General features: G+C 70.6%; 2 protein-coding genes (1 of these 2 running past the window's edge). Both read right to left on the bottom strand.

What is annotated here, in order from left to right; translation table 11 throughout:
• Positions 1-3,560, bottom strand: the 5' portion of a protein-coding gene (locus K8O92_27425) for an SDR family NAD(P)-dependent oxidoreductase (protein ID UAK31475.1). 8,605 nt of this gene lie to the left of the window's left edge; the window shows 3,560 of its 12,165 coding nt (coding positions 1-3,560); its start codon is at positions 3,558-3,560; its stop codon lies beyond the left edge, outside the window.
• The gene (locus K8O92_27420; GenBank protein UAK31474.1) at positions 3,557-25,357 is read right to left on the bottom strand and encodes an SDR family NAD(P)-dependent oxidoreductase; all 21,801 of its coding nucleotides are present in this window, start codon (positions 25,355-25,357) and stop codon (positions 3,557-3,559) included. The genes K8O92_27425 and K8O92_27420 overlap by 4 nt, the downstream gene beginning before the upstream one ends.

Below are 25,357 nucleotides of genomic sequence, written 5' to 3'. Positions count from 1 at the left end.
GCGCTGCCCAGGATCAGGCCGTGAATGGTGTCACCGTCGGCGCGGGCGGCCGACAGCGGCTTCAGATACAGCGCGCCGACACCTTCGCCGGGAACATAGCCGTCGGCGGCGGCGGCGAACGGTCGGCACCGGCCGCTGTCGGACATCATGCCCAGGCTGTGCAGCAGCAGGAATTTGTCCTCGTGCAGCAGCAGGTTGACTCCGCCGACGATCGCCGCGTCGCATTCGCCGCCGAGCAGGCTGCGCCGTGCCAGATGCAGCGCGGTCAGCGACGCCGAGCACGCGGTGTCCACGGTGAGACTCGGGCCGCGCAGACCGAGGGTGTAGGAGGTGCGATTGGCGATGGACGACGGGATCGAGGCCACCGCGACCGGATCGCCGTCGCGGGTGGCACCGACCCCGAGCAGCCGGTAGTCGCTCCAGGTGGCGCCCACGAACACCCCGACGCGGCGATCCCGCACGGCCGGGTCGGTGTGGTGATATCCGGCGTGCTCCAGCGCCGCGTAGGCCTGCTGCAGGAACAAACGCTCCTGCGGGTCCAGCAGCGGCGCCTGGACCGGCGGAATGCGGAAGAATTGCGGGTCGAATCCGCCCACGTCGCGCAGGAAGCCACCGATCATCGGGGGCGCGCCGGGGGCCTCCCCGGCGGCGGTGAGCCACCAGCGTTCGGCGGGGACCGGTCCGACCGCGTCATGCCCGTCACGCAGGTTGCGCCAGAACTCCTCGATGTCCTCCGCGTCCGGATAGCGGCCGCTGATTCCGACGATCGCGATCGGCTCCTCGGCGCCGGTGGACACACGGTGCTCGTTCGCCGACACCGGTTCGGCGGCAGGGGCGTTCGCCGAGGGAATTGGCGGCTGTAGTCGTGTTCGCAGGGTTTCGGGGTCGCCCCATACCGCGGCGAAGTGGGCGCGGTTGGATGTCGTGCAGGACAGCAGCAGGTCCAGGCCGGTCGTGGTGGGCAGCAGTCCGACACCGGCCCGCCGCAGTGCGGTGATCTGTTCGGCAGGCGGGAGCATGCCGCCCTCGGCCCACAGCGGCCAATTGATGCTGATCGTCCTGTTTCCGGCCCGGTCACGCTGTTCGGCGAAGACGTCCAGATAGCGGTTGGCCGCCGCGTAATCGGCCTGCCCGGGGTTGCCCAGCACCGCGGAGACCGACGAGAACAGCACCGTCAGGCGGGCCTCCGGTAGCGCCCGGGTCAAGTGCCCGACGCCGGAGACCTTCGGTGCCAGCACGGACCGCGCCGCGTCACGGCCGGTGCCGGACAACAGTCCGTCGCGCAACTGTCCCGCACCGTGGTAGAGCACGTCGACCGGTCCGAAGGTGGCGTGGGCGATCGCGGCGACGCGTTCGGCGTCCGCGGCGATCGAGACGTCGGCGCGCACGTGCACCGCTTCCGCGCCGAGGTCGTTGAGGTCGGCGAGCAGACCGGCGGCCGCCGCGTCGAGCGGACGGCGGGACACCAGCACCAGCCGGGCGCCGTACTCGGTGGCGAGGCGGCGCGCCAGATGCCGGGCGATGCCACCGAATCCGCCGGTGACGACGACCACCGATCCCGGACGCAGCGCCGCGTCGCCGGAACTCGTCGTGGCGTCCGTCAGCAGGCGCGTCCGGCGGATCTCACGTCGGCGGCCGTGGTAGCGGATCTCGGTCGCCGGGTCGCGTTCGTCGATGCCCAGTTCGGTGGCCAAGATCTCGTCGATCGGCGCGGCGGGGTCGCGCTGGACGGCACGCAGAATCGGTTGCGGCTGCTCGAGCCGCAGCGTGCGGGCGAGACCGCCCAAGAGGGCGCAAGTCGATGCACCCGCGGGGCTCGCGGGCGCGATCGCGAGCACCCGGCGCACCGGCGGTTCGGAGATCCCGGCCGTCGCACGCAGCAGATCACGCAGCGGGAGGTACACCCGCTCGATCAGCGCCTGCGGGTCGTCTTCGGTCGCGGATTCGGGCCACAAGTACAACGCGGCGTCGAAGTGGAGCCGACGGGCCGTCAGCTGTGCGACCAGCAGCTCCATATGTTGTTCGTTCACCGGGTCGACGAGGAAATCGTCTGCACCGGAGCGAAATTCACCACCCTGCCGCACCCGCACGACCGTGGCAGCCCCGGGGTGGGGGTACGGATGGTCGGCAGTGTCGAAGACGAGCAGGCTGGTCGGTTCGCGACGCGGGTGGGTGGTGGTGTCGGGTTCCCAGTCGAACCCGAAGGTGATCAGGTCCTCGCCGGCCGCGGCGGCGTGTCCGGTCTCGGCTGGGGCAGAGATTTCCGGTGCGGGAGCCGCTGTCGAGGCGACCGTTGCCTGGCCCGAGTCGAATCCTGTCGAGCCTGCGAATCGTTCAGAATGTTCGGTGTCGATTTCGGATTCCGGCGCAGCCATGGTGACGGCAGCGTCTGGCCGGTAGTTCCCGCCGACGGTGTCGGCGAGGTGTCCGGCGAGCGCTTCGATGGTCTGGTATTCGAACAGCAGTGTCGGGTAGAGCGGTTCGCCTACCCTGGCCTCCAGCTCCGCGGTCAGCCGCAGCAGGCGACCGGAATCCAGGCCCAGTTCGTAGAACCCCACGTCCGTCGCGATTGCGGCGGGATCGGCGCCGAGTTCACCGGCGACCAGAGCGGCCAAGTCGGCGGTGATCACGGCACGGGGGTCATCTGACGGCGTCACCGGAGCCGAATGGGTGCCGGATCGTGGTGCGGGTTGTGACCGGACTACCGCGTCGGTCCGCGTCAGCAACCGTCGAATGTCCTCGCTGCCCCGCACCCGTTTGGACGTCAGCCGGTAACGCGCCACCGGCGATCCGTCCTGGTCGTAGAGCGCCACATCGGCTTCGAGCAGGTCCGGGCCGCCACCGCGGACCGTGGCCCGCACGAAGACCTCCTCGGGGGTGGCCCGCCAGGCGCGGACGTCACCGAAGTAGATCGGGATGAACGCGCTCTCGGCGTCCACGCCCAGCCGGTGCGGGTCGATGAACGGCACGATCGTGGAGGCATCCAGAAACGTGGGATGCAGCAGGAAGCCGGGCAGATGCGCGGCGGCTTCCGGTCCCAGCCCCATCGTGGCGGTGACCAGGTCGTCGCGGCGGGCGAAATGCCCGGTGGCGCGCATGAACTCGCGATGTTCGATGCCGCGGCTGCCGCTCTGGGCGTACAGCTCGGCCATACCGCGGTCCCGCGCCGCCGCCCGGAACTCGGCCACATCGATGCCGCTCGGTTCGTCCGACGAATCCGATTCCACCACAACGCATTCCGCGACCGGCTCGATCGCCCCGGCTGGTGCGCCCGTCGAGTCCACGCGCTGCACGTCGATGGCGACACGTCCGGTGGGACGGTCGATCCGGAACGCGATGCGTACCGCGTCGTCGTCACCGAGAGCCACCGGACGCTGGAACAGCGCTTCCCGGATCGTCAGGTCGCCGGGCCGGTAGCCGGCCGACATCGCCGCCCGCAGGATCATGTCGAGATACACCACGCCGGGCAGAATCCGGACACCGTGCACGCGGTGGTCACGCACCACCGGGTCCTCGGCCCGCAGGGTGGTGGCGAAGCTGTCCAGGTCGATCCCGCTCATCGCAGCGGCTCCACACGGAGGAACGACGGCGCGGGCGCGCTCTGCGTCATCGGGACCACGATGCGTGGCGTGGGCTCCGTCGATGTGCTGGAAACCGTTTTCGGCAGCATGAAGCTCCTCTTGCGGAAGACAGGTGGATCCAGGGGGCGGCGCGCCGGCCGGTGCCCGTCGGGCGCCTGCTCGACGACCAGGTGGGCATTGGTGCCGCCGAAGCCGAACGAGCTGACGCCCGCCGCGCGGGGCCTGCCGTCGGCGGGCCGCCACGGGCGCAGTTCCCGGTTGATCCGCAGCGGCGAACCGGCGAACTTGAAGCGCGGATTGAGGTTGTCGCAGTGCAGTGACGGCGGCAGCGCCGCGTGGTGCACGGCCAAGATCGTCTTGACGGCCCCAGCGATGCCGGCCGCGGAGAGCAGATGCCCGATATTGGTTTTCACGCTGCCGACCGCACACGGCTCCGGGCCGCGCGAGCGGTCGCCCAGCACGGTCGCCAACCCCTTCAGCTCGATCGGGTCGCCGATCATGGTGCCGGTGCCGTGCGCCTCCAGATACGACAGGGCATCCGGCGACATTCCCGCTGCCTCGAGCGCCGCGGTGACCACCTCGATCTGCGCCCGCATATTCGGTGTGGTGATGCCCATGGTGTGCCCGTCGTTGCCGATCGCCGAGCCCCGCAGCACCGCGTAGACCCGATCGCCGTCGGCGAGCGCGTCGTCGAGCCGCTTGAGCAGCAGCAGCGCCGCGCCCTCGCCCGGCACGAAACCGTCCGCGTCTTCGGAGAACGTCGCGCACCGGCCGTGGGGTGAGAGCACGCCCGCCGCCGCCAGGGTGACGAACGGCAACTCGTCGAGCAGCACCTCCACGCCACCGGCCAGCGTGGCGTCGACCTCTCCGGCGCGCAGTGCCTGGCAGGCCAGGTGCACCGACAGCAGCGACGAGGAGCACGCGCTGTCGAGCACGACATTGCCCGCGTGCCAATCGAAGAAGTCGGAGATGCGCGCGGCGATGAAGTTCTGCCCGATGCCGATGATGGTGTGCCGATCGGCGACCGGGATCCGGTGGAAGTAGTTCGCCGAACGACTGCCCGCGTAGACGCCGACCCGCTTGCCCGCCAGCTCGTCGCGCCGGTATCCGGCATCGGAGGTGGCCAGCACCGACGCCTCGAGCAGCAACCGCTGCAATGGGTCCATCTGCCAGGCCAGTTCGTCGGTGACCCCGAAATACTCCGGATCGAACAGATCGACACCGTCGACGAACCCGCCCCACTTGCTGTTGGTCAGACCGGGGCCGCCGCCGGGGCGGTAGAAGCGGGCGGGATCCCAGCGCGCCGGGTCCACCTCGCGGATGCCGGACTCGCCCGCGGCGAGCAGCCGCCAGAACGCGTCCGGGGTATCGCCGCCGGGCAGGCGGCAGCCCATGCCGATCACGGCGATGGGTTCGGCCGCTCGGCCGCGGCGGGCGTCGGCGGCCCAGGTGGCCGCGCTGAGACGGGACTGTGCGGTCTCCCCCGCGCGCGGCGGATCATCCGGGGTCGGCTGGGGATCAGCCGCCAACTGTGACGACGGTTCGGGCGCGAAGCGTTCCGGGAACTGCTCGGTCAACAGACCCGCCAGCGCGTCCAGCGTCGGGAATTCCAGCACCAGCGCCGGGTCGAAGGGCTGACCGACGACCTGCTCGATCCGGCGCACCGCCGAGGCGATCAGCACCGAGTCCGCGCCGTACTCCTCGAACCGCTTGTCGCCCTCGAAACGGGCCGGGTCCAGCTTCAGCTCGTCGGAGAAGATCTGCAGCAGTTCCCGATACGCCACCGCGGACCCGTTCGCCACTGCGGACCGGGCAGCCGCCGCGGACGTCATCTCGCGCGCGGGGGGCACACTCGTGCGCGTCGAAAGACGCAACAGCGCGCCGTGATACGGCAAGACCACGGGAGTATCCGGCAGGCCCAGCACGGCGTCGAGAAGTTCGAACCCCTCCGCGGCGGTCAATGCGGGCAGGCCGGTAGCCCGATAGGCCGCGGTGGTCACCTCACCGAACCCGGTGTCGCGGAACGAAGGCCAGTTCACCGACCGGAACCACGGCCGTCCCGCGGCGTGCTGGGCCTCGGCGAAGCGGTCCAGGTGCGCGTTGGCCATCGCGTAGTCCGACAGACCCACCGCCAGACCGGGCAGGACGGCCGACACCGACGAGAACAACACGAAGAAATCCGGCCGGTCGGCGGCCAGCACGTCGGCGAGGACGGCGGTGCCCGCCAGCTTGGGCGCGAGCACGGCCGCGACGGCGGGGCCGGTCTTGCGCACGAACGCCGGACTCTCGGTCGAAACGCTTCCCGCGCAGTGCAGCACGCCACCGATCGGGCCCAGTTCGCGCCGCACCGCGTCGAGGAAGCCGGACAAGCTGGTCTCGTCGGTCAGGCTGCCGAAGTAGGTGCGCACCGCGACGCCGCGATCACGCAACGCGACCAGCCGCCGCACCTTGTCCGCCAGGGCCCCGGCCCCGGCGGCCACCTGATCCCATTCCGGTTCGGGCGGCAGCGGTTCCCGGCCGAGGATGGCCAAGCGGCGCGCTCCGCGCTCCACCAGCGCCGCGGCGAACTCCGCGCCGAGGCCACGCGTGCCGCCGGTCACGACATAGGTGCGGGCGGGGTCCACGACGAGACCGTCGCGAGGCGTCGCGTCCGCCAGTTCGACCGCTTCGCGTACTCCGCCGCGATACCGCACTCGCGGCGACCTGTCCTCGGCGGCGCCGCTCTCCGCGCCCAGGATCGCCAGCAACCGGGCCGGATCGGCGCACACCGCGTCGTGCTCCGCGACCACGTGGACGCTGCGGGTGCGCACGTCACGGATTTCTTCGGCGAGCGCGGCGACCAGACCGCCCAGCGGCGCGGACTCCGGGCCGCCCGCGCCGGGGTGGCCGGCGGTGACGTGCACCAGCGTGAGCGAACCGGTGCGCGCCTCGATTACGCCCTGGTAGAGCCCCATCCGGCCGAGGTCGCCGGAGGGACGGCCGGACGGCGCGGGAACGAGGTCACACACGTCCAGCACGCAGTCGGTGTCGGGGTAGCGCGCCGCCAGCGTCCTTCCGAGAGCCGCGCCCGCGGCGAAGTCGTCGCGGCTCGGGTCGCCCGGCACGTCCGAGATCCGCACCAGACGTCCCGGATCGCCGCTCGCGACGCCCAGCGCCTCGACCAAGTGGTGTGGGGTCCGTGCGTCGTACACGACCAAGGTGTGCCGGGAGCGCAGGTCAGCGCTGGACAGCGGAGCTTCACGCCAGACCGGAACCAGCGATCGTCGTTCCGTAAGCGCGGGTCGGGCGATGGGCGTGGGCCATTGGGCTGATCCGGACTGCGGCAGTGGCGTGAACTCCGGCACCGATTGTCGACCCGGCGAGGTCTGCGGCCGGGTGGCTTCTGGTAGAGGTGCCGACCCGTGCCTGGGCGGGGGTTGCGGCGACGGCATGACCGTATGGGGCGCGGATTCCCTAGGGTCGGCTTGCGGCAGCGGAGTCATCTGCGGTGTAGAGCTGGGCTGGTACCGCGCAGGATCGGTCATCGAACCGGATCCCGGCACCGACGGGCGCAGTGATGCGGCCCGTAACGATGGTGCGGCCGCGGACTGCGACCCCTGCGCGGTCCGCGAGGCCGGGCCGAATTGTGAGCCGGGGCCGGATTTCGGCGCGGGCGCGACGTCCGGAATCCAGTACCGCTCCCGGGCGAACGGATACGTCGGCGCGGGAATACGGCGTCGAGGTCCAGGATCGCGGACAGTGCTCCAATCGACGTCGCCGCCGCCGAGCCAGCGCGCGAGGCGGGAATCCTCCGCCGCGTCCCGGCACGACCGGGCGCCGGGTGCGTCGTCGACCCACCCGCGGACGGCGGCGCGCAGCTGGTCGATGTCGCGTGCCACGAACGCGGCGCGAGCACTGCCGGCTTGACGGCCGACCTGCATGGTGTACGCCAGATCGGCGAGGTCGGGTTGCTGGGCGGCCAGGAAACGGTCCAGCGCCGCAACATAATCCGCGAGCCGCTCCCGGTCGCGAGCCGAGACCGGGACCACCTGCCCGCCACTGAACCGGGTCCGCGGCCTGCGGTCGACGTACTCCTCGATCACCACGTTGGCGTTGGACCCGCCCGCTCCGAACGAACTCACCGTCGCCCGACGCGGCCGGGCAGGGTTTCCGCCCGGCCACGGCAGCGGCTCGGCCGGAATCCGGAACGGAGTGACCGCGAAGTCGATATTCGGATTCGGCGGTGTGGCGTGCAGCGACGGAACGATGACCCCGTGGCGCAATTGCAACAGCACCTTCGTCAGCGCCGCCACACCGGCCGCCGCCTCCAGGTGGCCGAGATTGGACTTCACCGACCCGATCGGCAACTCGGCCACTCCCGCGTTACCGAAAACTTTCGCCAAACCGGCGATCTCGATCGGATCACCCAGCGCGGTGCCCGTGCCGTGCGCTTCGATGTAGGACACCGACGCCGGGTCGACCCCGCCGACGCGCAGCGCCGAGCGGATCACCGCCGCCTGCACGTCGGGATTGGGCACCGTGAACCCGTTGACCCGGCCGCCGTGATTGATCGCGGTGCCCTTGATGACGCCATAGATGGTGTCGCCGTCGGCTTCGGCGTCCGCGAGCGGCCGCAGCACCATCGCGCCGACACCTTCACTGGCCACATATCCGTCACCGCCCGCGCCGAAGGAGCGGCAGCGGCCGTCGGTGGAGGCGAACTGTCCCTGGCTGAGCGCGACGAACTTGTAGGGATGCAGCGACAAATTCACGCCGCCGACCACCGCCAACCGGCATTCGCCCGTGCGAATGCTCTGACAGGCCAGGTGCAACGCGGTCAGCGAGGACGAGCACGCGGTGTCCACCGCCATGCTGGGCCCTTGGAAGTCCAGGGCGTGCGACACGCGGTTCGGGACGCTCCAGAACGTCGAGCCCGGCAGCGTGCCGCGCCCGAGCCGGGACTCCTCCGCTCCGAACATCTGATAGGTGCCCCACATGACGCCGACGAACACCCCGGCCTGCTCCGGTCGCAGGCCGCCACGGGCCAGGTCGGCCCGGGAATGACCGGCGTCCTCCAAGGCGGCCCAGGCGGTTTGCAGGAAAAGCCGCTCCTGCGGGTCGAGTATCTCCGCCTCGCGCGGGGAGATGGCGAAGAACAGCGGATCGAAACAGTCGACGTCGTCGAGGAACCCGCCCCACTTGGTGTAGGAGGTGAACGGGTTGTGCCGGTCCGGAACGAAATAGCGGGTGTGGTCCCAGCGGTGCGGTGGGATCTCGGTGACGCAGTCGCGTCCCTCGATCAGCACCCGCCAGTACTCGTCGAGTCCGTCCGCGCCCGGATACCGCCCGCTTACGCCCACGATCGCGATATCCCCCACCGCGTCGGGATGATGGCCGGGCTCCGAGTCGGCGGCCGTGTCGGGCGCGGTCGGTGCCGCCCATGACGTGACCGAGTCGGCCGATACACGCGAGGTGCTCGGTCGCTGTTCGGAACTGAGCCGTCCGTCGGCGGGCGGCAGATCGGCAGCGACCGACGCGCCGTTCGCGGGCATCGTGAATTCGCTGTCCGGCACTTGCGGCAGGACGGCTCCGTTCGGCGCAGTCGAGGTGATCCCTGGAACCGAGATGTCGTCGCCCGTGGGAGCGGGCGTCCGTGCCGTGTGATCGGACGGATCGCCGTGCTCCGGCGCGAACGGCTCTCGCACCGACTCCAACCGCACGAGCAGGCCGGCGACCGCGCGCGGTGTGGGGTACTCGAAGGCCAGCGTCGCGGGCAGTCGGTGACCGCTGGAGCGCGACAGTTCGTCGCGGATCTCGAGGGCCGCGACCGAGTCGAGCCCGAGTTCGTGCAGGGGGCGATCGAGATCGGCGCCGGGCGCCAGTCCGAGGCAGCGCCGCACCAGGGATTCCATTCGGGCGGACAGATCCGTGGCAGCGGCAGCGTCTTCGGAAGCCGCAGGGACAGCTGCCACCGAATCCAGCAGCACGTCCGGTACATCGATGGCCGGTCTCGGCAGCGCGAGCGGCATCGTCGTGACCGCTGCCGCCGTCGCCGAATCGATCAACTGGCCGAGCGTGTCGAAGGCCTGCTCAGGACGTAACATGCCGTAGCCGCGCCGGGCGAGCCGCTCCACCGCGCCGCCGCTGAGCCGCTCGACCATTCCGGTGTCCGCCCACGGCCCCCACGCGATCGACAGCGCGGGCGAGCCCGACACATTTCGCGACTCGGCCAGTCCGTCCAGGAAGGCGTTGGCGGCGCCGTAGCTCGACTGGCCGGGCAAACCGACCACTCCCGCGGCAGAGGAGAACAACAGGAAGAAGCGCATCGGACGAGACATGGTCAGCTCGTGCAGGTTCCACGCTCCGAATGTCTTGGGCGCGAGAACCCGCCCTACCCGTGTCGCGGTCTGTTCGGCGATCACCCCGTCGTCGAGCACTCCGGCCAGATGCACCACTCCCGCCAGAGGCGGCAGCTCGCGGTCGATCCAGTCCAGCGTGGCCGCCACGGCGCCACGATCGGTGACATCGAGCGACCGCACCGTGATCCGCGCTCCACGTCCCCGCAATTCGGCGATGACCGACTCCGCCCGAGCGTCGGGCGCGGACCGCGCCGCGAGCACCACCTGCGGCCGGCCCCGGTCGACCAGCCAGCGAGCCAGCCGCAACCCCACACCACCGAGGCCACCGGTGATCAGCACCGTCCCCGTGCCGGACACAACTCCGAGGCCGCCCGGCGAGGCCGCCAACGGCACGAGCCGCGGCACGCGCATGCTTCCCTGGCGCAGCGCGAGCTGGCGCGGTGCCGAGGACGCGACAAGGGCGTCGGCCACTGTGCCGATATCGGCTTTGTCGTCGAGATCAACTATCCGACAGGTGATTTCATGATGCTCGAGCTGTGCGCTGCGGGCGAAACCCCACAGCGCTGATTGCTCCGGCGCCACCAGGTCGGAGGCATCGACCCGCTGCCCGCGACGGGTCAGCAGCCACAGTGCGGGCTCTCCCGCCAGTGGCGCGGCCTGCACCAGATGCATCGCACCTACCACCAGACGTTCGGCGCGGACAGGCGCGGGTGCGTCGTCGGCCGACAGCGCGATGGCGGAGACGATCCCGCGCAGCGGTGCGCGTCCGTCGCCGACCGCCCCGAGTAGCGCACGGACCGCCGCGGGCACGCCCAGGTCGACTTCGAACTCGTTGTCGGTTCGGAACGCGAAACCACGACCGGGCCGAGCGAGTACGCAGTCCGCGCCGCGCGCCCGCAAGGCGTCGGCGAGACCGTCGGCGAAGTCTCCGGCCGCACCGATGACCAGCCAGCGCCCGGTCGCCGTGGCCGGTAGCACCGATTCCCCCTCGCGCCAGTCGATTCGGTAGGTGTCCGCGACCGACCGATCATCGGGTACACGGGCGGGCGCTTGCCCGGACGAGCTCGGCGTGGGTGACGGCATCACTCGCAATCCGTTCGCGACCAGCACCGGACAGCCCTCCTCATCGAGCAGTCGAACATCGGCGACACACAGCTGTGGCGTCTGCTCGACGACGCGCACATGGCCGAATCGAACGGTGCCCGCCGCGACCGAGGCGAGCACCCGGTCCACGGCGAACGGCACCCACGTGCGCTCGGCGGCCCGCGGCGACATCGCCGCGTATGCCGCCTGGAACGCCGCGTCCAGCAGAACGGGGTGCACGATGCCCGCGCCGTTTCCGGTGTCGGGATCCGTCAGCGTCACCAGGGCTTCGTGCTGCCCGAAGCGCACGTCGGCGATACGGCGGAACGCAGGACCGTAAAGCAGCCCCGCTCGGGCCAGCAGCTCGTAGAGGTGCACTCCGGCAAGCTGTTCCCGGCACCGGGCAAGGACCTCCGCCGGGCTGGAACCGGCCGGAACGCGGTGCGTCGCGCTGAGGAGGCGGGCACGGGCGTGGATACCGGATCGCTGCGTCGTCACCTCCACCGCCCACCCGCCGCTGGACGGCTGAAAGCTCACTCGCACCTGCCGCGGGCCGGTCAGCGTGAGACCGCTGGTGATCACGAGGTCATCGATCGCGATGACGTCATCAGCGACGAGTTCGCGCGCGGTGTCGGCGATGGTCGCGACGAACCAGGCGCCCGGCACGACGACAGCCGAATTCACGACATGGTCGGCCAGGTAGCGCGGGGAATCCGGTCCGAGCGTGAAGTCGAAACATGTTGTTGTATCCGTTGATTCGGTGGGCGCTGCTTGTTCCTGGGGAACGGCGGCCGGAATCGCAGTGTCGGCGGCTCGCATCGGGCGGCTCGTCTGCCCGAGGGAAGCCGTGCTGGAACCCGGCAGCGCGTGCCCGGGTCGGGCGGGAAGGCTCGCGTCCGGCGTGGAAGCCGCGCCGCCGGGGTGGTCTGCGGGCGTGATACCTGAACCGGGAAGCGCGTGATCGGATCGCGCCGCAACGGTAGGCGTGGAGTCCGGACTCGGAGCGCCCATCGGGGACCACGAATGCTCTACGGTAGCGACGCTCGAGGTCGTACACAGGGCGTCGCCGAGCGGGGTGATCGCTGCGTCTCGCGTCGGTGTGGCGCTCGGCCCCGGGAACACCCCGGTGTGCGCCAGGAGATCCCGGTGCCCTGCGGCAGCGCTGCTCGGTGCCGGAAGCGCGGAGCGGGATTCGATCCAATAGTGCTGCCGCTGGAACGGATACGTGGGAGCGAGGACCCGCCGGTGGTCGTGCGGCCGGTGAACTCGTTCCCAGTTCACCGGCAGGCCACCGACATAGAGATGGCCGAGCGCCGTCATCATAGTCTCGCGATCACCGCGTCCGCGGCGCAGCGACGCGATGAACCGTACCGAGTCCCCCAGCACTCGCCCGCCGAGGACGGACAACGTCGGCTGCGGACCGATCTCGAGGAATGCCTCGATCCCCACCTCGGCCAAGGCGCGCATGCCCTGGGCGAACTGCACGGGCAGACGCGCGTGGCGCGCCCAGTACTCCGCGGTGAGCTCCCCCGGGCGCAACGGCGCACCGGTGACATTCGAGACCAGCGGAATCGCGGGATCGGTCATGGTGGCACGCGCGGCCGCCGCGGCGAGGTCGTCGAGGATCGGATCCATCGCCGCGCAGTGGAAGGCATGCGACACGGTGAGGGCCGCGGTCCGGATGCCGTCTGCGGACAACCGGTCGCGAAGCAGGTCGAGCGCGGCTCGCTGCCCGGCGATCACCACCTGAGCCGGCCCGTTGTATCCGGCGATCGACGCCGCCGGTTCATACCGCGCCACCAGCGGCGAGACCTGCTCGGCGGAAGCGTCGACCGCCAGCATCCCGCCCCCGTCCGGCAGGCGCTGCATGAGCCGGCCGCGCACGGCGACGAGCCGAAGAGCGTCCTCCATGGTCATGGCGCCCGCGGCGCAGGCGGCGACGTACTCCCCGACGCTGTGCCCGAGCACCGCCGCCGGGGTGATCCCCCAACTCCGCCACAGCTCCCACAGCGCCCATTCGACGGCGAACAACGCGGGCTGGGTGAACACCGTGCGGCGCAGCAGCTCCGCGCCGTGCTCGCCGTACACGACATCCAGGAGCCCGACGCCGCCCTCGATCGGTCCCAGCACCGCGTCGCAGTGCCGCAGTGACTCACGGAAGACCGGTTCGGAGTCGAACAGCTCGCGCGCCATACCGGGGTACTGGGATCCCTGACCGGTGAACAGCAGCCCCACCTTCGTGCTCGCTGTTCGCGCCACCCGGCCGCGGAGCAGGGCAGGCGACCGGTCCCGCAGGTGTCGCGCGGCGGCGGCGCCGGTCTCGGCGACCACCGCGAGCCGTTCTTCGAAATGGTCGCGCGCGGTGGCGGCGGTGTAGGCCAGATCGCCGAGGTACGCGCGTGCGGAGTCGGCTTCGTCCGCCCAGCGTCGCGCTGCGTCGGTGAGGGCGGTTTCGTCACGTGCGGAAAGTACGAGTACCTGCGGGGTCGGTGATTCCGGGCGCGCTGCCGGTGCCGGGTCTCCCTGCGTCAAGACGACGTGCGCGTTGGTGCCGCTCATTCCGAAAGAGCTGATCCCGATCGCCGGTTCGTGCCCGGTGCGCGGCCAGTCTCGCGCCTCGCGCACGACTTCGATCGGTGCTGCCGACCAATCGATCAGCGGGTTCGGTGTGTGGAAATGCAGGCTCGGCGGTATCCGGCGGTGCTGCAACATGAGCACGGCCTTGATGACTCCCGCGACACCGGCCGCACCCTCGGTGTGCCCGATATTGGTCTTGACCGACCCGATGAGCAGCGGCTGCGTGCGTCCCGCGCCGTAGACCTCGGCCAGCGCGGTGGCCTCGATCGGGTCACCGAGCGGGGTGCCCGTGCCGTGTGTCTCGACGTAGTCCACCGCGTTCGGCCGCATGCCCGCCCGGTCCAGCGCGTCGGTGACGACGCGTTGCTGGGCCGGACCGTTGGGCGCGGTGAGCCCGTTCGATCGCCCGTCGTGATTCACCGCGACGCCACGAACGACGGCCAGCACCCGATCGCCGTTGCGGCGGGCCTCCGACAGCCGGGTCAGCACCAGCATGCCGCAACCGTCGGCGCGGACGTATCCGTTGGCGTCGGCGTCGAACGCCCGCGACCGTCCGTCGGGCGACAGCGCGGCCAGACGGCAGAATCCGATGGTGGTCTCCGGAGCCAGCTGAAGGTTGACACCGCCCACGAGCGCGAGATCGCAACGGCCTGCGCGCAGGCCGTCCCAAGCTGCTTGCAGCGCTACCAGTGAGGAGGAGCACGCCGTGTCCAGCGTCATCGCCGGGCCTTGCAGCCCCAGCACGTAGGCCAGCCGCCCGGCCGCGACGCTCGGCGCGGAACCGATCACCGAGTAGGCGCCGATCGCGGTCGGATGGGCGGCCCGGACCGGCGTTGCCGGGTACTCGCTGAAGCACAGTCCGACGAACACCCCGGTGCGGCTGCCCGCCAGACCGCCGGGTGCGCGGCCGGAGCGCTCCAGCGCCTCCCAGCTGGTCTCGAGCAGCAGGCGTTGCTGCGGGTCCATCGCGCGTGCCTCCGACGCGCCGATGCCGAAGAAGGCGGGATCGAATTCGTCCGCGCCGTCGACGAAACCGCCCCAGCGGGTGTACATCTTGCCCAGGGCGGCCGGGTCGGGGTCGAAGTAGGCGTCGATGTCCCAGCGCTGCGCGGGCACCTCGGTGATCGCGTCGCGGCCCTGCCACAGCAGATCCCAGAAGTCCTCCGGCGTGCGCACCCCGCCGGGGAAGCGGCAGCTCATGCCCACGATGACGATCGGGTCGTCGTCGTGGTGGGTCTGATCGCTCTCGTCTGTCGAAATGGACGCCGAAGCACTCTGCTGCACAATTGGTTCCGGCGTAATCGCCTCGGGCGCCGGCGGTGTCTGCGTAGTCGCCTCCGGCATCTGGGATGTCTGTGTCGTCGACTGCGAAATCCGCGATGCGGGCGGCGCCGACGTCATCGATTCCGAAATGCTCGCTGTCGGCACAGCCCTGTGCTCGTCATGGGCGAGCCGCCCCCACCCGGCCGCATTGTCCACGGTGGGCGCGGCCGCGCCCTTACGGTGCAGGAACCGTGCGATGTCACGCACCGTCGGGTAGTCGAAGACCAGTCCGGCGGGCAGCGGCATCCCGATCTCGGCGGCAAGCGCTGCCCGCAATTCCATCCCGGTCAAGGAGTCGACTCCGGTGTCGTGGAACGGCACATCCGGGTCGAGTTCGCTCGCCCGATCGAGCACCCGCATCGCGACGCGCTGCACAAGCGCCTCCCAGGCAGCGACATCGTCGGACGCGCCACGGGTTTCCGAGGCGCGGACGCCGCGGGGAGCCGGGAGCCCGGGGCCGACGAGGGTCGTCTCGGCCTCCGGCTCGCTCCGCAACGGCGCGGTCGTTCCCGCGACGTGGCCAGCGCGGTTCGCGTGCCACCGCTCCGGCACGAATTCGAAGACGCCCGGGGTGGTGCTGTCATGTCGAAGGAGATGCGTCAGCGCCGCGGCCGCGTCGTCCTCGTACAGCGGCGGTAGACCGCGCCGCACGAGCCGCGCGGTGACATCAGCCCGGCCTGCGGCCATACCCACGTCGGCGAACGGCCCCCACGCGATGCTCAGCGCGGGCAATCCCTCGGCACGACGCCGCCACGCGAGCGCGTCCAAGGCCGCGTTGGCCGCCGCGTAGTTCGCCTGACCAGGGGTGCCCAGCACGCCCGCCACAGACGAATAGGTGAGGAAGAGTTCCAACGGCTGGTCGCGGGTGAGCTCGTCGAGGTGGCGCGCCGCGTGATATTTGGGTCCGAGCACGGTCTCGAACCGCGACCAGGTCTGCTCGGTCACCACACCGTCGTCGAGCACTCCCGCGCAGTGGACCACGCCGCGCAGCGGCGGGAACCCGGAGTCCGCGATGTCCCGCAGCAGTGCCGTGACGGCCGCGCGGTCGCTGATATCCGCCTGGCGCGCCGTCACGTGAACGCCGTTGGCGCGCAGCGACTCCAGCAGCCGCGACCCCGCCGCGTCCGGTGCGCGTCTGCCGACCAGCACCAGGTGGCCGGCTCCGTGGTCGGCCAGCCACCGTGCGGCCGCGGCACCGAGACCGCCGAATCCTCCGGTCACCAGGTAGGTGCCCTCGGTCAACCGGTCACCATGCGCGGCGCCCGGGGTGTCCCTGCCGAGCAGGACGACGCGGCCGGGATGATTCCGCTGCGACATGGCGCGGAACGCCTCGGCGGCCCGCTCGATACCGTGCACCGCGTGCGGCAGCGCACGCAATGCACGCTGCTCGAACAGCGTCATCACGCTGCGCAGGATCGCGCCGAGCCGTCGCTGGTCCACAGCGGCCGGATCGATCTCCCGGTGATCCACACGACCGCTCCGGGGGGCGGTTGCGGTCTGCACCGGGTCGACCACCTCGACGAGTCGACCGCCCGCGTGTAAGACCTCGGAGGCGTGCGCGGCGAAGTCGTCTCCGAGGGTGTGCACGACGACGTCCATTCCGTGCGCCGCGGTCGCCGCTCGGACGTGTTCGGCCAGCTCGTCGTCCCGCCAGGTATCGATACGCGCGACCGGCAAGCCTTCCTTCCCTGCCCAGCGACACAGTGCGGCGGTCGCGAACACCTCGGCGCCGGCGTGCACGGCCAGTTGCACAGCGGCCATGCCGACGCCGTCGGCGGACGCGTGCACGAGCACCCGGTCCCGGGCTCGCACGCCGCCGACGTCGAACAGCGCATGCCATGCGGTGGTGAAGGCGTACGGCACGGTCGCGCCCTCGGCGAAGGCGAGGTGATCCGGCAGCACGGCGACCGTGCCCTGGTCGACCGTCACGTAGCGAGCGAAACTGTCACGCGCCAAAGCGACGACACGGTCGCCGACCGCGAGACCTTCGACATCCGCACCGACTGCGGTGATCCGGCCCGCGCATTCCGCACCCAGCGGCAGCACGCCATCCGGATGTATGCCCGAGGCAACCCACAGGTCGGGAGCGTTGAGGCCGGTGGCGGCGACCGCGATTTCGACCTCCCCTGCGGCCGGAGCGCGGCGGGCACCGGACTCCAATCGCATCCGGTCGAATTCGCCGGAGCGGTGCGCGACCAACCGGTAGTCATCGGAGGGCGCGGGACCGGCGGCGAGGCGAGCGGTCAGCCAGCGTCCGTCGCGGATCGCGAACTCACCGGCGGCGCGGACGCCGAGCAAACCCTCGACAATCGTGCTGTCCTCGAGGAATTCGGTCGGCAAGTCCAGCAACCGGCACCCGAACTCGGGATGCTCGGTGGCCACTGCGCGGCCGAGGCCCCACAACAGAGCCTGATCGGGATCCGGCCGGTCGGCTGGGGTGACGCGCTGGGCGTTCACGGTCAACAACCACAGCGCGGCAGGCTGGTGCGCTGCCGAGTCCACCGCGCGCGCCAACCGCAGGGCGGCGTCGACGCGGGTCTGCGCGGACACCGTGGTCCAGGCGAAGACGACGCCCTGCACCGAAGGCAGGGTGGGGAAAGTGGAGGCTGCGTTCTCAGGGCGAACGACCACGGTCGCGGCGCCTCGCGCGGCCAGTCCGGCGGCGACGGTGTCGCCGACCGGCCCGTCACCGAAGACCAACCAGCGGCCCACGGGCTCGTCCCGGGCAGGCGCGCCGCTGTCCGTGGGAACCCATTCGACGTGATGCAGCAAGCGCGCGAGCCTGGAGGGATCGGTCCCGGCAACGGCTTTCGGCGCGGAATCGGGTTTCGCCGCCAGCAAGCTGACCCCTTCCAAACTGGCGAGCAGCCGCCCGGACGCGGAGTGCAGTGTCGCGTCGCCCACGACAACGCGCGCACCGCGTTCGGTCACCCGCACCCGGCACAGGACGGTCGTATCCGCGACAGCCCGGCTACCGAAGAATCGAGCACGATCCATCCCAGAGGGCAGGAACATCCCGTCCGCGGCGGCGGTCACCACGATGCTGTGCAGGCAGGCATCGAGCAGGATCGGGTCGAGCATCGCCGAGGCCTTGTCCGGCAACCGGAACACGGTCTCGGCTTCGGACTCGCTGATCCGCCGGAACTCGACGGCGCAGCGGTAGTCAGGGCCCAGCTCGAGGCCCAGCCCGGCCAGAGTGTCGTAATAGGCGGGCCATCTGCCCGCGTCCGCGCCGGCCGCCACACCCGCGGGCGGTTCCGGCGGAGCCGTCGCGGCGGCGGAAAGTTTCGCCTGCGCATAGCTGGACTGAGCGTCCTCGGGACGGACGAAGCGCACCCCGTACCCGTCCGGGCCGGGATCCAGCGTCACCCGCACCGTCGACTCGGCGGCGACCTCCAGCGGCGCGATCAGCCGCAGCTGGGTGACGTCCCATGCTCCGGGCAGCTCAGCGGCGATTTCGTTCAGCTGAGCGCACAGCCAGGCCGCGGGCACTGTCGGCAGACCACGCAGCCGGTGCCCGGCGAACATCTCCGGGGTGAGCCGCAGGGTGCGCGACGAGTGCGTGCCCTCCGGGCGTGGTGTCAGTTCCAGCCAGTGCCGTTTGCGCTGGAAGGGATAGCCCGGTAGGTCGATATGGCGCCACGAACGTTCGGAATACACCGTCACCCAGTCGATCTCGGCACCGCTGACATACCGGCGCGCCAGCTCTACCGCACCGCTCGACATCTCGGCTACCGACCCGCTCGCGGTGATCCCCGCGGCGACATCCTCGAGCGCCGCGCGCAGCTGTGCGGCGGTGTCGAAGGCGATCGCCACCCGCTCGCCGAAATGGGTACGGCCTACCGCCGCGGACGCGCACAAATCCCCCAGTGCCGTCTCCGGGTGGGCGGCCAGGAGATCCTGGTAGCGTGTCGCCAGTTCGCGTAGGGCATCGGTGGTCTTCGCCGAGAAAACCAGCAGGTACGGCCCGGAATCGTCGGCGACACCGGCCTCGGGCGCCCGCGGCGCCTCTTCGATTACCACATGCGCGTTCGTCCCGCTGATCCCGAACGCGCTCACACCCGCCCGTCGCGGCCGCCGTGAACGCCGCCACGGACGCTCCTCGGCGACCACGCGGATCGCGACCGAATCCCAGTCGATATGCGGATTGCCCGAACGGAAATGCAGCGAGGCGGGAATGCGCTCGTGCCGCAGGGCCTCGATCACCTTGATGATGTTGGCGATGCCCGCCGCGGCCTGGGTGTGGCCGAGATTCGACTTCACCGAGCCGATCCACAACGGCGCGGCCTCGGTGCGGTTCTCCCCCAGCGCGGAGGCGAGCGCGTGAACCTCGATCGGGTCACCCAGTGCCGTGCCGGTGCCGTGCGTCTCGACGTAATCGATATCCGCGGCCTCGACCGCCGCGTCCCTGAGCGCGGCGCGGACGACCCGTTCCTGTGCCGGACCGTTCGGCGCGCTCAACCCCTGACTACGCCCATCGGAATTGACCGCCGATCCGCGCACCAGGGCCAGCACCCGATCGCCGTCCCGCTGCGCGTCCGCCAGTCGTTTGAGCACCAGCACCCCTGCGCCGTCACTCCAGACCACACCGTCGGCGCGCGCGTCGAAGCTCTTGCACCGGCCGTCGGCCGCCAGACCGCGCGCCCGCGCGAAGTAGATGTCGAGCGAGGGTGTGAGGACCACGGTCGCCCCACCGGCCAGCGCGAGATCGCATTCACCACTGCGCAGGCTGCGCACCGCCGTGTGCACCGTCACCAGCGACGAGGAGCACGCGGTGTCGATGGTGAGGCTCGGACCGTGCGCGCCGAGGAAATACGACAGCCGACCGGAGGCGACGCTGGACAGGTTGCCGGTGCCGAACCAGGCATTGGGGGCGACATCGGCCCGCGCCATCCGCTCGGCATAGTCATTGGACATCAATCCGACGAAAACGCCGGTCTTGCTGCCTTCCAGGCGGCTCGCCGGATATCCGGCGTGCTCGAGTGCCTCCCAGGCTGTTTCGAGCAGTAGCCGCTGCTGGGGATCCAGCATCCGCGCCTCCCCGACGGAGATGTCGAAGAATCCGGCGTCGAATTCCTCGACACCGTCCACGAAACCGCCCCAGCGCGTGTAGGTCTTGCCTTCGGCATCCGGATCCGGATCGAAGACGGCGTCCACATCCCAGCGCTGTGCCGGGACCTCGGTCACCGCGTCGGTCTCGGTGGCGAGCAGGCGCCACAGGTCGGCAGGACCGCGAACACCACCGGGATAGCGGCAGCCCATGCCGATCACCGCTATCGCGTCGGCGTAAACGCCTGCATCAGAGTCGGCTTCGCCCGATGTGAGGTGAGACATGTTGGGGGTAGTAGGTGTAACCGGGAGTTCGGTGGGGTACAACGGGGTGGTGAGCTGCTCGGAGATGCGCGTGATCGGTCGCTGCGCGGCCTGCTCGCGCGCCCTAGAGGGCGGGGCGTCGCGCTCGCGCGCGGACTTCGCGCCGAGCCGGGCGATTTCCTCCGACACCGCGGCGACGGTCGGATGATCGAACAGCAAGGTCGCGGGCAGGCGTACCCCCAGATCGGCCGCGAGCGCGTTGCGCAGTTCCACGGCCATCATGGAATCGAGTCCGAGTTCGCGCAGGGGGGTACGGTCGGTTACGGCCGTCGTGCGACCGAGCGTCGTCATGGCGTGCGTACGCACCAACTCCAGCAGTTCCGCCGGGTCGCGGGGGTCCTGGATGTCCTGCGAGTCGACCTCGGAGACCGTTTCCGGTTCCGCCGAAACACCCGCGATAGCGGGGAATACCGCGACGACTCCCTCTGCCGACACCAGCGAGCGCAGCGCGCGAGCACCGTCGGCGGCGGCCAGTTCGGCGACGCCGTGGCGCACCCACGCCCGACGGGCCGCGTCACTCAGGCCCCCGGCCATGCCGGTGCCCGCCCACGGACCCCACGCGATGCTCACCGCGGGCAGCCCTCGAGCCGAGCGCAGGCGGGCCAGGCCATCCAGATAGGCGTTCGCCGCGGCGTAGTTGCCCTGCCCCGCGGTGCCCACCACAGCGCTGACCGACGAGAACAGCACGAACACGTCGAGCGATCTACCCGCGGTCAGCTCGTGCAGATGCCAAGCACCCGAGACCTTCCCCGCGAATACCCGCTCGATGTGCCCCGAGGTCTGCTCGATCAGCAGGGCATCGTCCAGCACACCAGCGCAATGCACCACCCCGGCCAGCCTCGGGAACTCGCCGCCGAAGCGAGCGATCAACTCGGACAAAGCGTTCCGGTCGTCGACGTCGACCACCACATTCTCGACGCGCGCACCGAGGGCGGCAATTCCCGCCAGCTGCGGCTCATACTCCGGGCCGGGCGCGCTGCGACCGGCCAGCACGATGGTGCCCGCCCCGGCCTCGGCCAGGGTCCGCGCGGCTGCCGATCCCAGCGCTCCACGCCCCCCGGTTACCAGATACGCTCCCCCGCGATCCAGCCACGGGACTGCCTCGACGTCCTCGGTGGTCTGCATCCGCATCGTGTACCGGTGACGTCCACGCAAAGCGACCGCGTGATCCCCTGCCATGGATCGGATTTCGTCTACCAGCCGATGGTCGTCGCAGCGGGCGCCCACGGGCAGGTCGATCAGCCGGCAGCTCAACTCGGGCAGTTCCGTCCGCGCCACCGCGCCGAGTCCCCACAATGTCGCGGCAGCCGGACGCACGGGTTCCCCGGGCAGCGCTCCGGTGGCGCCTACGGTCACCAGGTACAGCGGTCCGCTGTCGACCGTCCGAGCCATTGCCCGCACCACACCGAGGGCGAACTCCGTCTCCACCCGCGCCGCGCCGGCGCTGTCGTCCGCCTCGGCATCCGCGAGGTAGATCACCGCCCCGTGGCCGTCGGGCCAGACGTCCGGATCGGTCGTACGGTCCACCGCCACAGAGTCTGTGCCCGCGGACCGCAACGCGGCGGCGAGCCGGTCCGCCTGCGGGCCGACGCCGATCACCAGCGCGTCGGCGAGATTCCGCTCGCTCGGACGTGGCGCGGCGGACTCCCAAGTCGGACGGTGAATGAGGCCGGACATACGATCCCGATCCTGCGATCGCCCGGCAGTGCCGGACTCGGCGAACCATACGTCTTCTATATCGCAGACCATCTCGTCGGCGGTATCGAAGACGGTGATGCGAACTGTGCGGCCGGTGCGCTGCGCCAGCGCCCACGCCGTCGCCCCCGCGTCCGCGCCGGACAGCCGCAAACGGCCTATGCCAACCGGCAATCGGTCCACGTGACCTTCCCCGGACACCAGGGCCAGGCCGGTTTGTACCGCGGCGTCGAGCAGACACGGCAGCCAGGCGTCCGGTTCGTCGGCCAGTTCCGCCGGACGCGTCAGTTCGGCGAGCACGCTGTTCGCACCGAGCCGAAGTCGTGTGATCCAGCGGAACCGTGGACCGAACGTCAACCCGCCGTCCGCGCATCGTCGGTAGAACTCGTCCACGTCTCCATCGGTGGACGACGCGAGCCGTGCCGAGGACAGTTCGCTCGCATCGCGCGGCCGATCCGAGGCGGCTCGAACGGCCGCGGACACCGCGGTGACGCCGCCGTTGCCGACTTGGAAACGAACTTCGGTGCGGTCTCCCGCGTCGGATACGAGCGGCTCGGCCAATTCCTCCAGCGGCACCGGCCGAGCGGCGACGAAGTCGATCAGTTCGTGGCCGGTGTCTCCGGCCGCACGCAACGCCCGCAGCGCGAGTTCCGCCGCCGGGACCGCCGCGCGACCCCGGAAACGATGCTCGGCAAGGTAGTCGATGTTCGGCGGCGCGCCCGCGATCGGCACGAAGAGCCGCTGTCGTTCGAAAGGGTAGGTGGGCAGGCCGTTGCGCCGCCGCGCGTCACGGGGCACCACCGCCGTCCATTCGATCTCCGCGCCCGCGCAGTACAGGTCGCCCAGACCGGTCAACAGCACCTCGTCGTCGGCGGATGTCCGGCGCATACTCGGCACCCACAACGCGTCGGGGGCAGTGTGCCGTCCGAACTCCAGCAGTACCGGCTGCGGTCCCACCTCCACATAGGCGTCCACACCGAATTCGGCGACCGAACGCACACCCTCCGCGAAACGGACGGTGCCACGGGCGTGCGCGCGCCAATACGCGCCATCCATCGGGCTTTCGATCCGCGCGCCGGTCACGTTCGACACCAGCGGAACCGCCGCCGCCCGCGGGCTCGGCACCAACTCGGCCACCGCGGCCCCGAAGTCGTCCAGCATCGGGTCGAGCAAGGGCGAGTGGAAGGCGGTCGCGCCGGGCAGTCGCACAACGCGGATTCCGCGTTCCTCGGCTGCCCGCATCACCCGGTCCACCCCGTCCGCCGCTCCGGAAACGACGAACTGTCCAGGACTGTTGACCGCAGCCACCGACACACCCGCCGCGAGTTCATCCAGCAGCGCTTCGAACTGCGCGGGCGCGGCGAAGACCGCCGCCATCGCCCCGCGTTGCGTCACCGCCTGCATCAACCGGCCGCGCTCGGCGGCCAGACGCAGCCCCGCAGCAAGGTCGAACACCCCCGCGACGGTCGCCGCCACCAGCTCACCGAGACTGTGTCCCAGCACCACATCAGGGCGAATACCGAACGCCGACCACAGTTCGGCGCACGCCCATTCGATCGCGAACAGGGCCGGTTGTGCGTATTCGGTGCGGGTCAGCAACTGCTCGTCCGCATCGAACAGCAGCGACCGCAAGCGAATCCCGCCGGGCAGCGGCCCCAGTAGCTCGTCACATCGATCGAGCGCCGCGCGGAACGCCGGATATTTGCGATCGAGCGCCGCACCCATCCCCGCGTACTGGGCGCCTTGCCCCGTGAACAGCATCGCGACGCGCGGCTTCTCCGACACCGGGTCGGTCGACCGACTCGAAGGGGTTGCGAGCTCGCGCGCAGCCTCCTCGACCGTTCGCGCAACGACCGCGCGCCGGTGCGCGAAATGCGTGCGTCCCAGCGCCGCGGTGGCGGCGACGTCGGCGAGCGGCACCTCGTGCCGGTCCAGGTGCTCTGCGTACCGGCGGGACAGCGCATCGAGCGCGGAAGGGGTGCGCGCCGAAAGAACGAGCAGCGCAGCCCCTTCGGAATTCAGACGCGGCTCCGGTTCGGGTGCCTGCTCGAGCACTACGTGCGCGTTGGTGCCCGCGAAGCCGAACGAACTCACCCCCGCCAGCCGCGGCCGCTCGGTGCGCGGCCAGGCGGTCTCCTGGGTGGGCACTGCCAGCGCCGTGCCGTCGAGCGCGATCTTGGGGTTCATTGTGGCGAAATCGTGCTGGCGTGGGATTCTTTCGTGCTCGAGCTGCAGCACCACCTTGATCAGCCCGGCAATGCCCGCGGCCGCCTCGAGGTGCCCGATCTGCGACTTGACCGAACCCAGCAGGCACACCGACCCGTCCGCCCGCGCCGCGCCGAGTACCTGGGACAACGCCTCGATCTCGATCGGATCGCCCAGCGGTGTTCCGGTGCCGTGGGTTTCGACGTAGCCGACCTGGTCGGCGGTGCACCCGGCATCGGTCAGCGCGTCGCGTAGCAGCTCACGCTGCGCCGTCGGGTTCGGCGCGGTCAACCCCATGGACCGACCGTCGTGGTTCACGCTCGACCCCCGGACCACGGCCCTGATGGCGTCGCCGTCGGCGATGGCCCGCGAAAGCGTCTTCAGAACGACGACACCCGCGCCCTCACCGCGCACATAACCGTTCGCCCGCGCGTCGAAGGGCCGGCAGTGCCCGTCCGGCGAAAGCGCGCCCATGCGGGCCAGCGCCTCCGAGGTGAGTTCGGATTGCAGCAGATTCACTCCCCCAGCCAGCGCCACGTCGCACTCCCCCGCGCGCAGGCTGCGGCACGCCTGGTGCACGGCCACCAGCGACGACGAACACGCCGTATCGATCGTCACCGCGGGGCCGCGCAACCCCAGCACGTAGGACACCCGCCCGGCCACGATGCTCGACATCGTCCCGGTGAGCGTGTGCGCGTTTACCGAACTCACCCAGTCCGGCGTGATCGTGCGCTGGTATTCCTGCCAGCTGACGCCGAGGAAAACTCCCGTGCGCGCCGCGTCCGGGCCGTCCGGCGCCAGTGCGGCGTCTTCCATGGCCTCCCAAGCGACTTCGAGCGCCAGTCGCTGTTGCGGATCCATCGAGGCCGCTTCGCGTGGCGCGATGCCGAGGAACTCCGCGTCCATGGCATCGATCGGACCGGCGAGCATTCCGGCCCGTCGCCGCGCTCGCCGAGGCGCCGAATCCGTTACCGTCCAACGGTTTTCCGGCGCCTCGACGATCGCGTCGCGGCCTGAGGACAGCAGTTCCCAGTACTGCTGCGGGGTTTCCGCGCCGCCGGGCAAGCGACAACCGATCCCGACAATGGCGATCGGCTCGCGCTGCGGCCGTGCCTCCAACTCCTGAATTCGGCGGAGTGCCCGCGTCAGCAAGACCCGTAGGTCATACCCATCTTCCGACAT

This window comes from Nocardia asteroides, from assembly GCA_019930625.1.
GTDB classification, from domain to species: Bacteria; Actinomycetota; Actinomycetes; order Mycobacteriales; family Mycobacteriaceae; genus Nocardia; species Nocardia sputi.
This window is presented reverse-complemented; position numbering and strand designations above follow the sequence as displayed.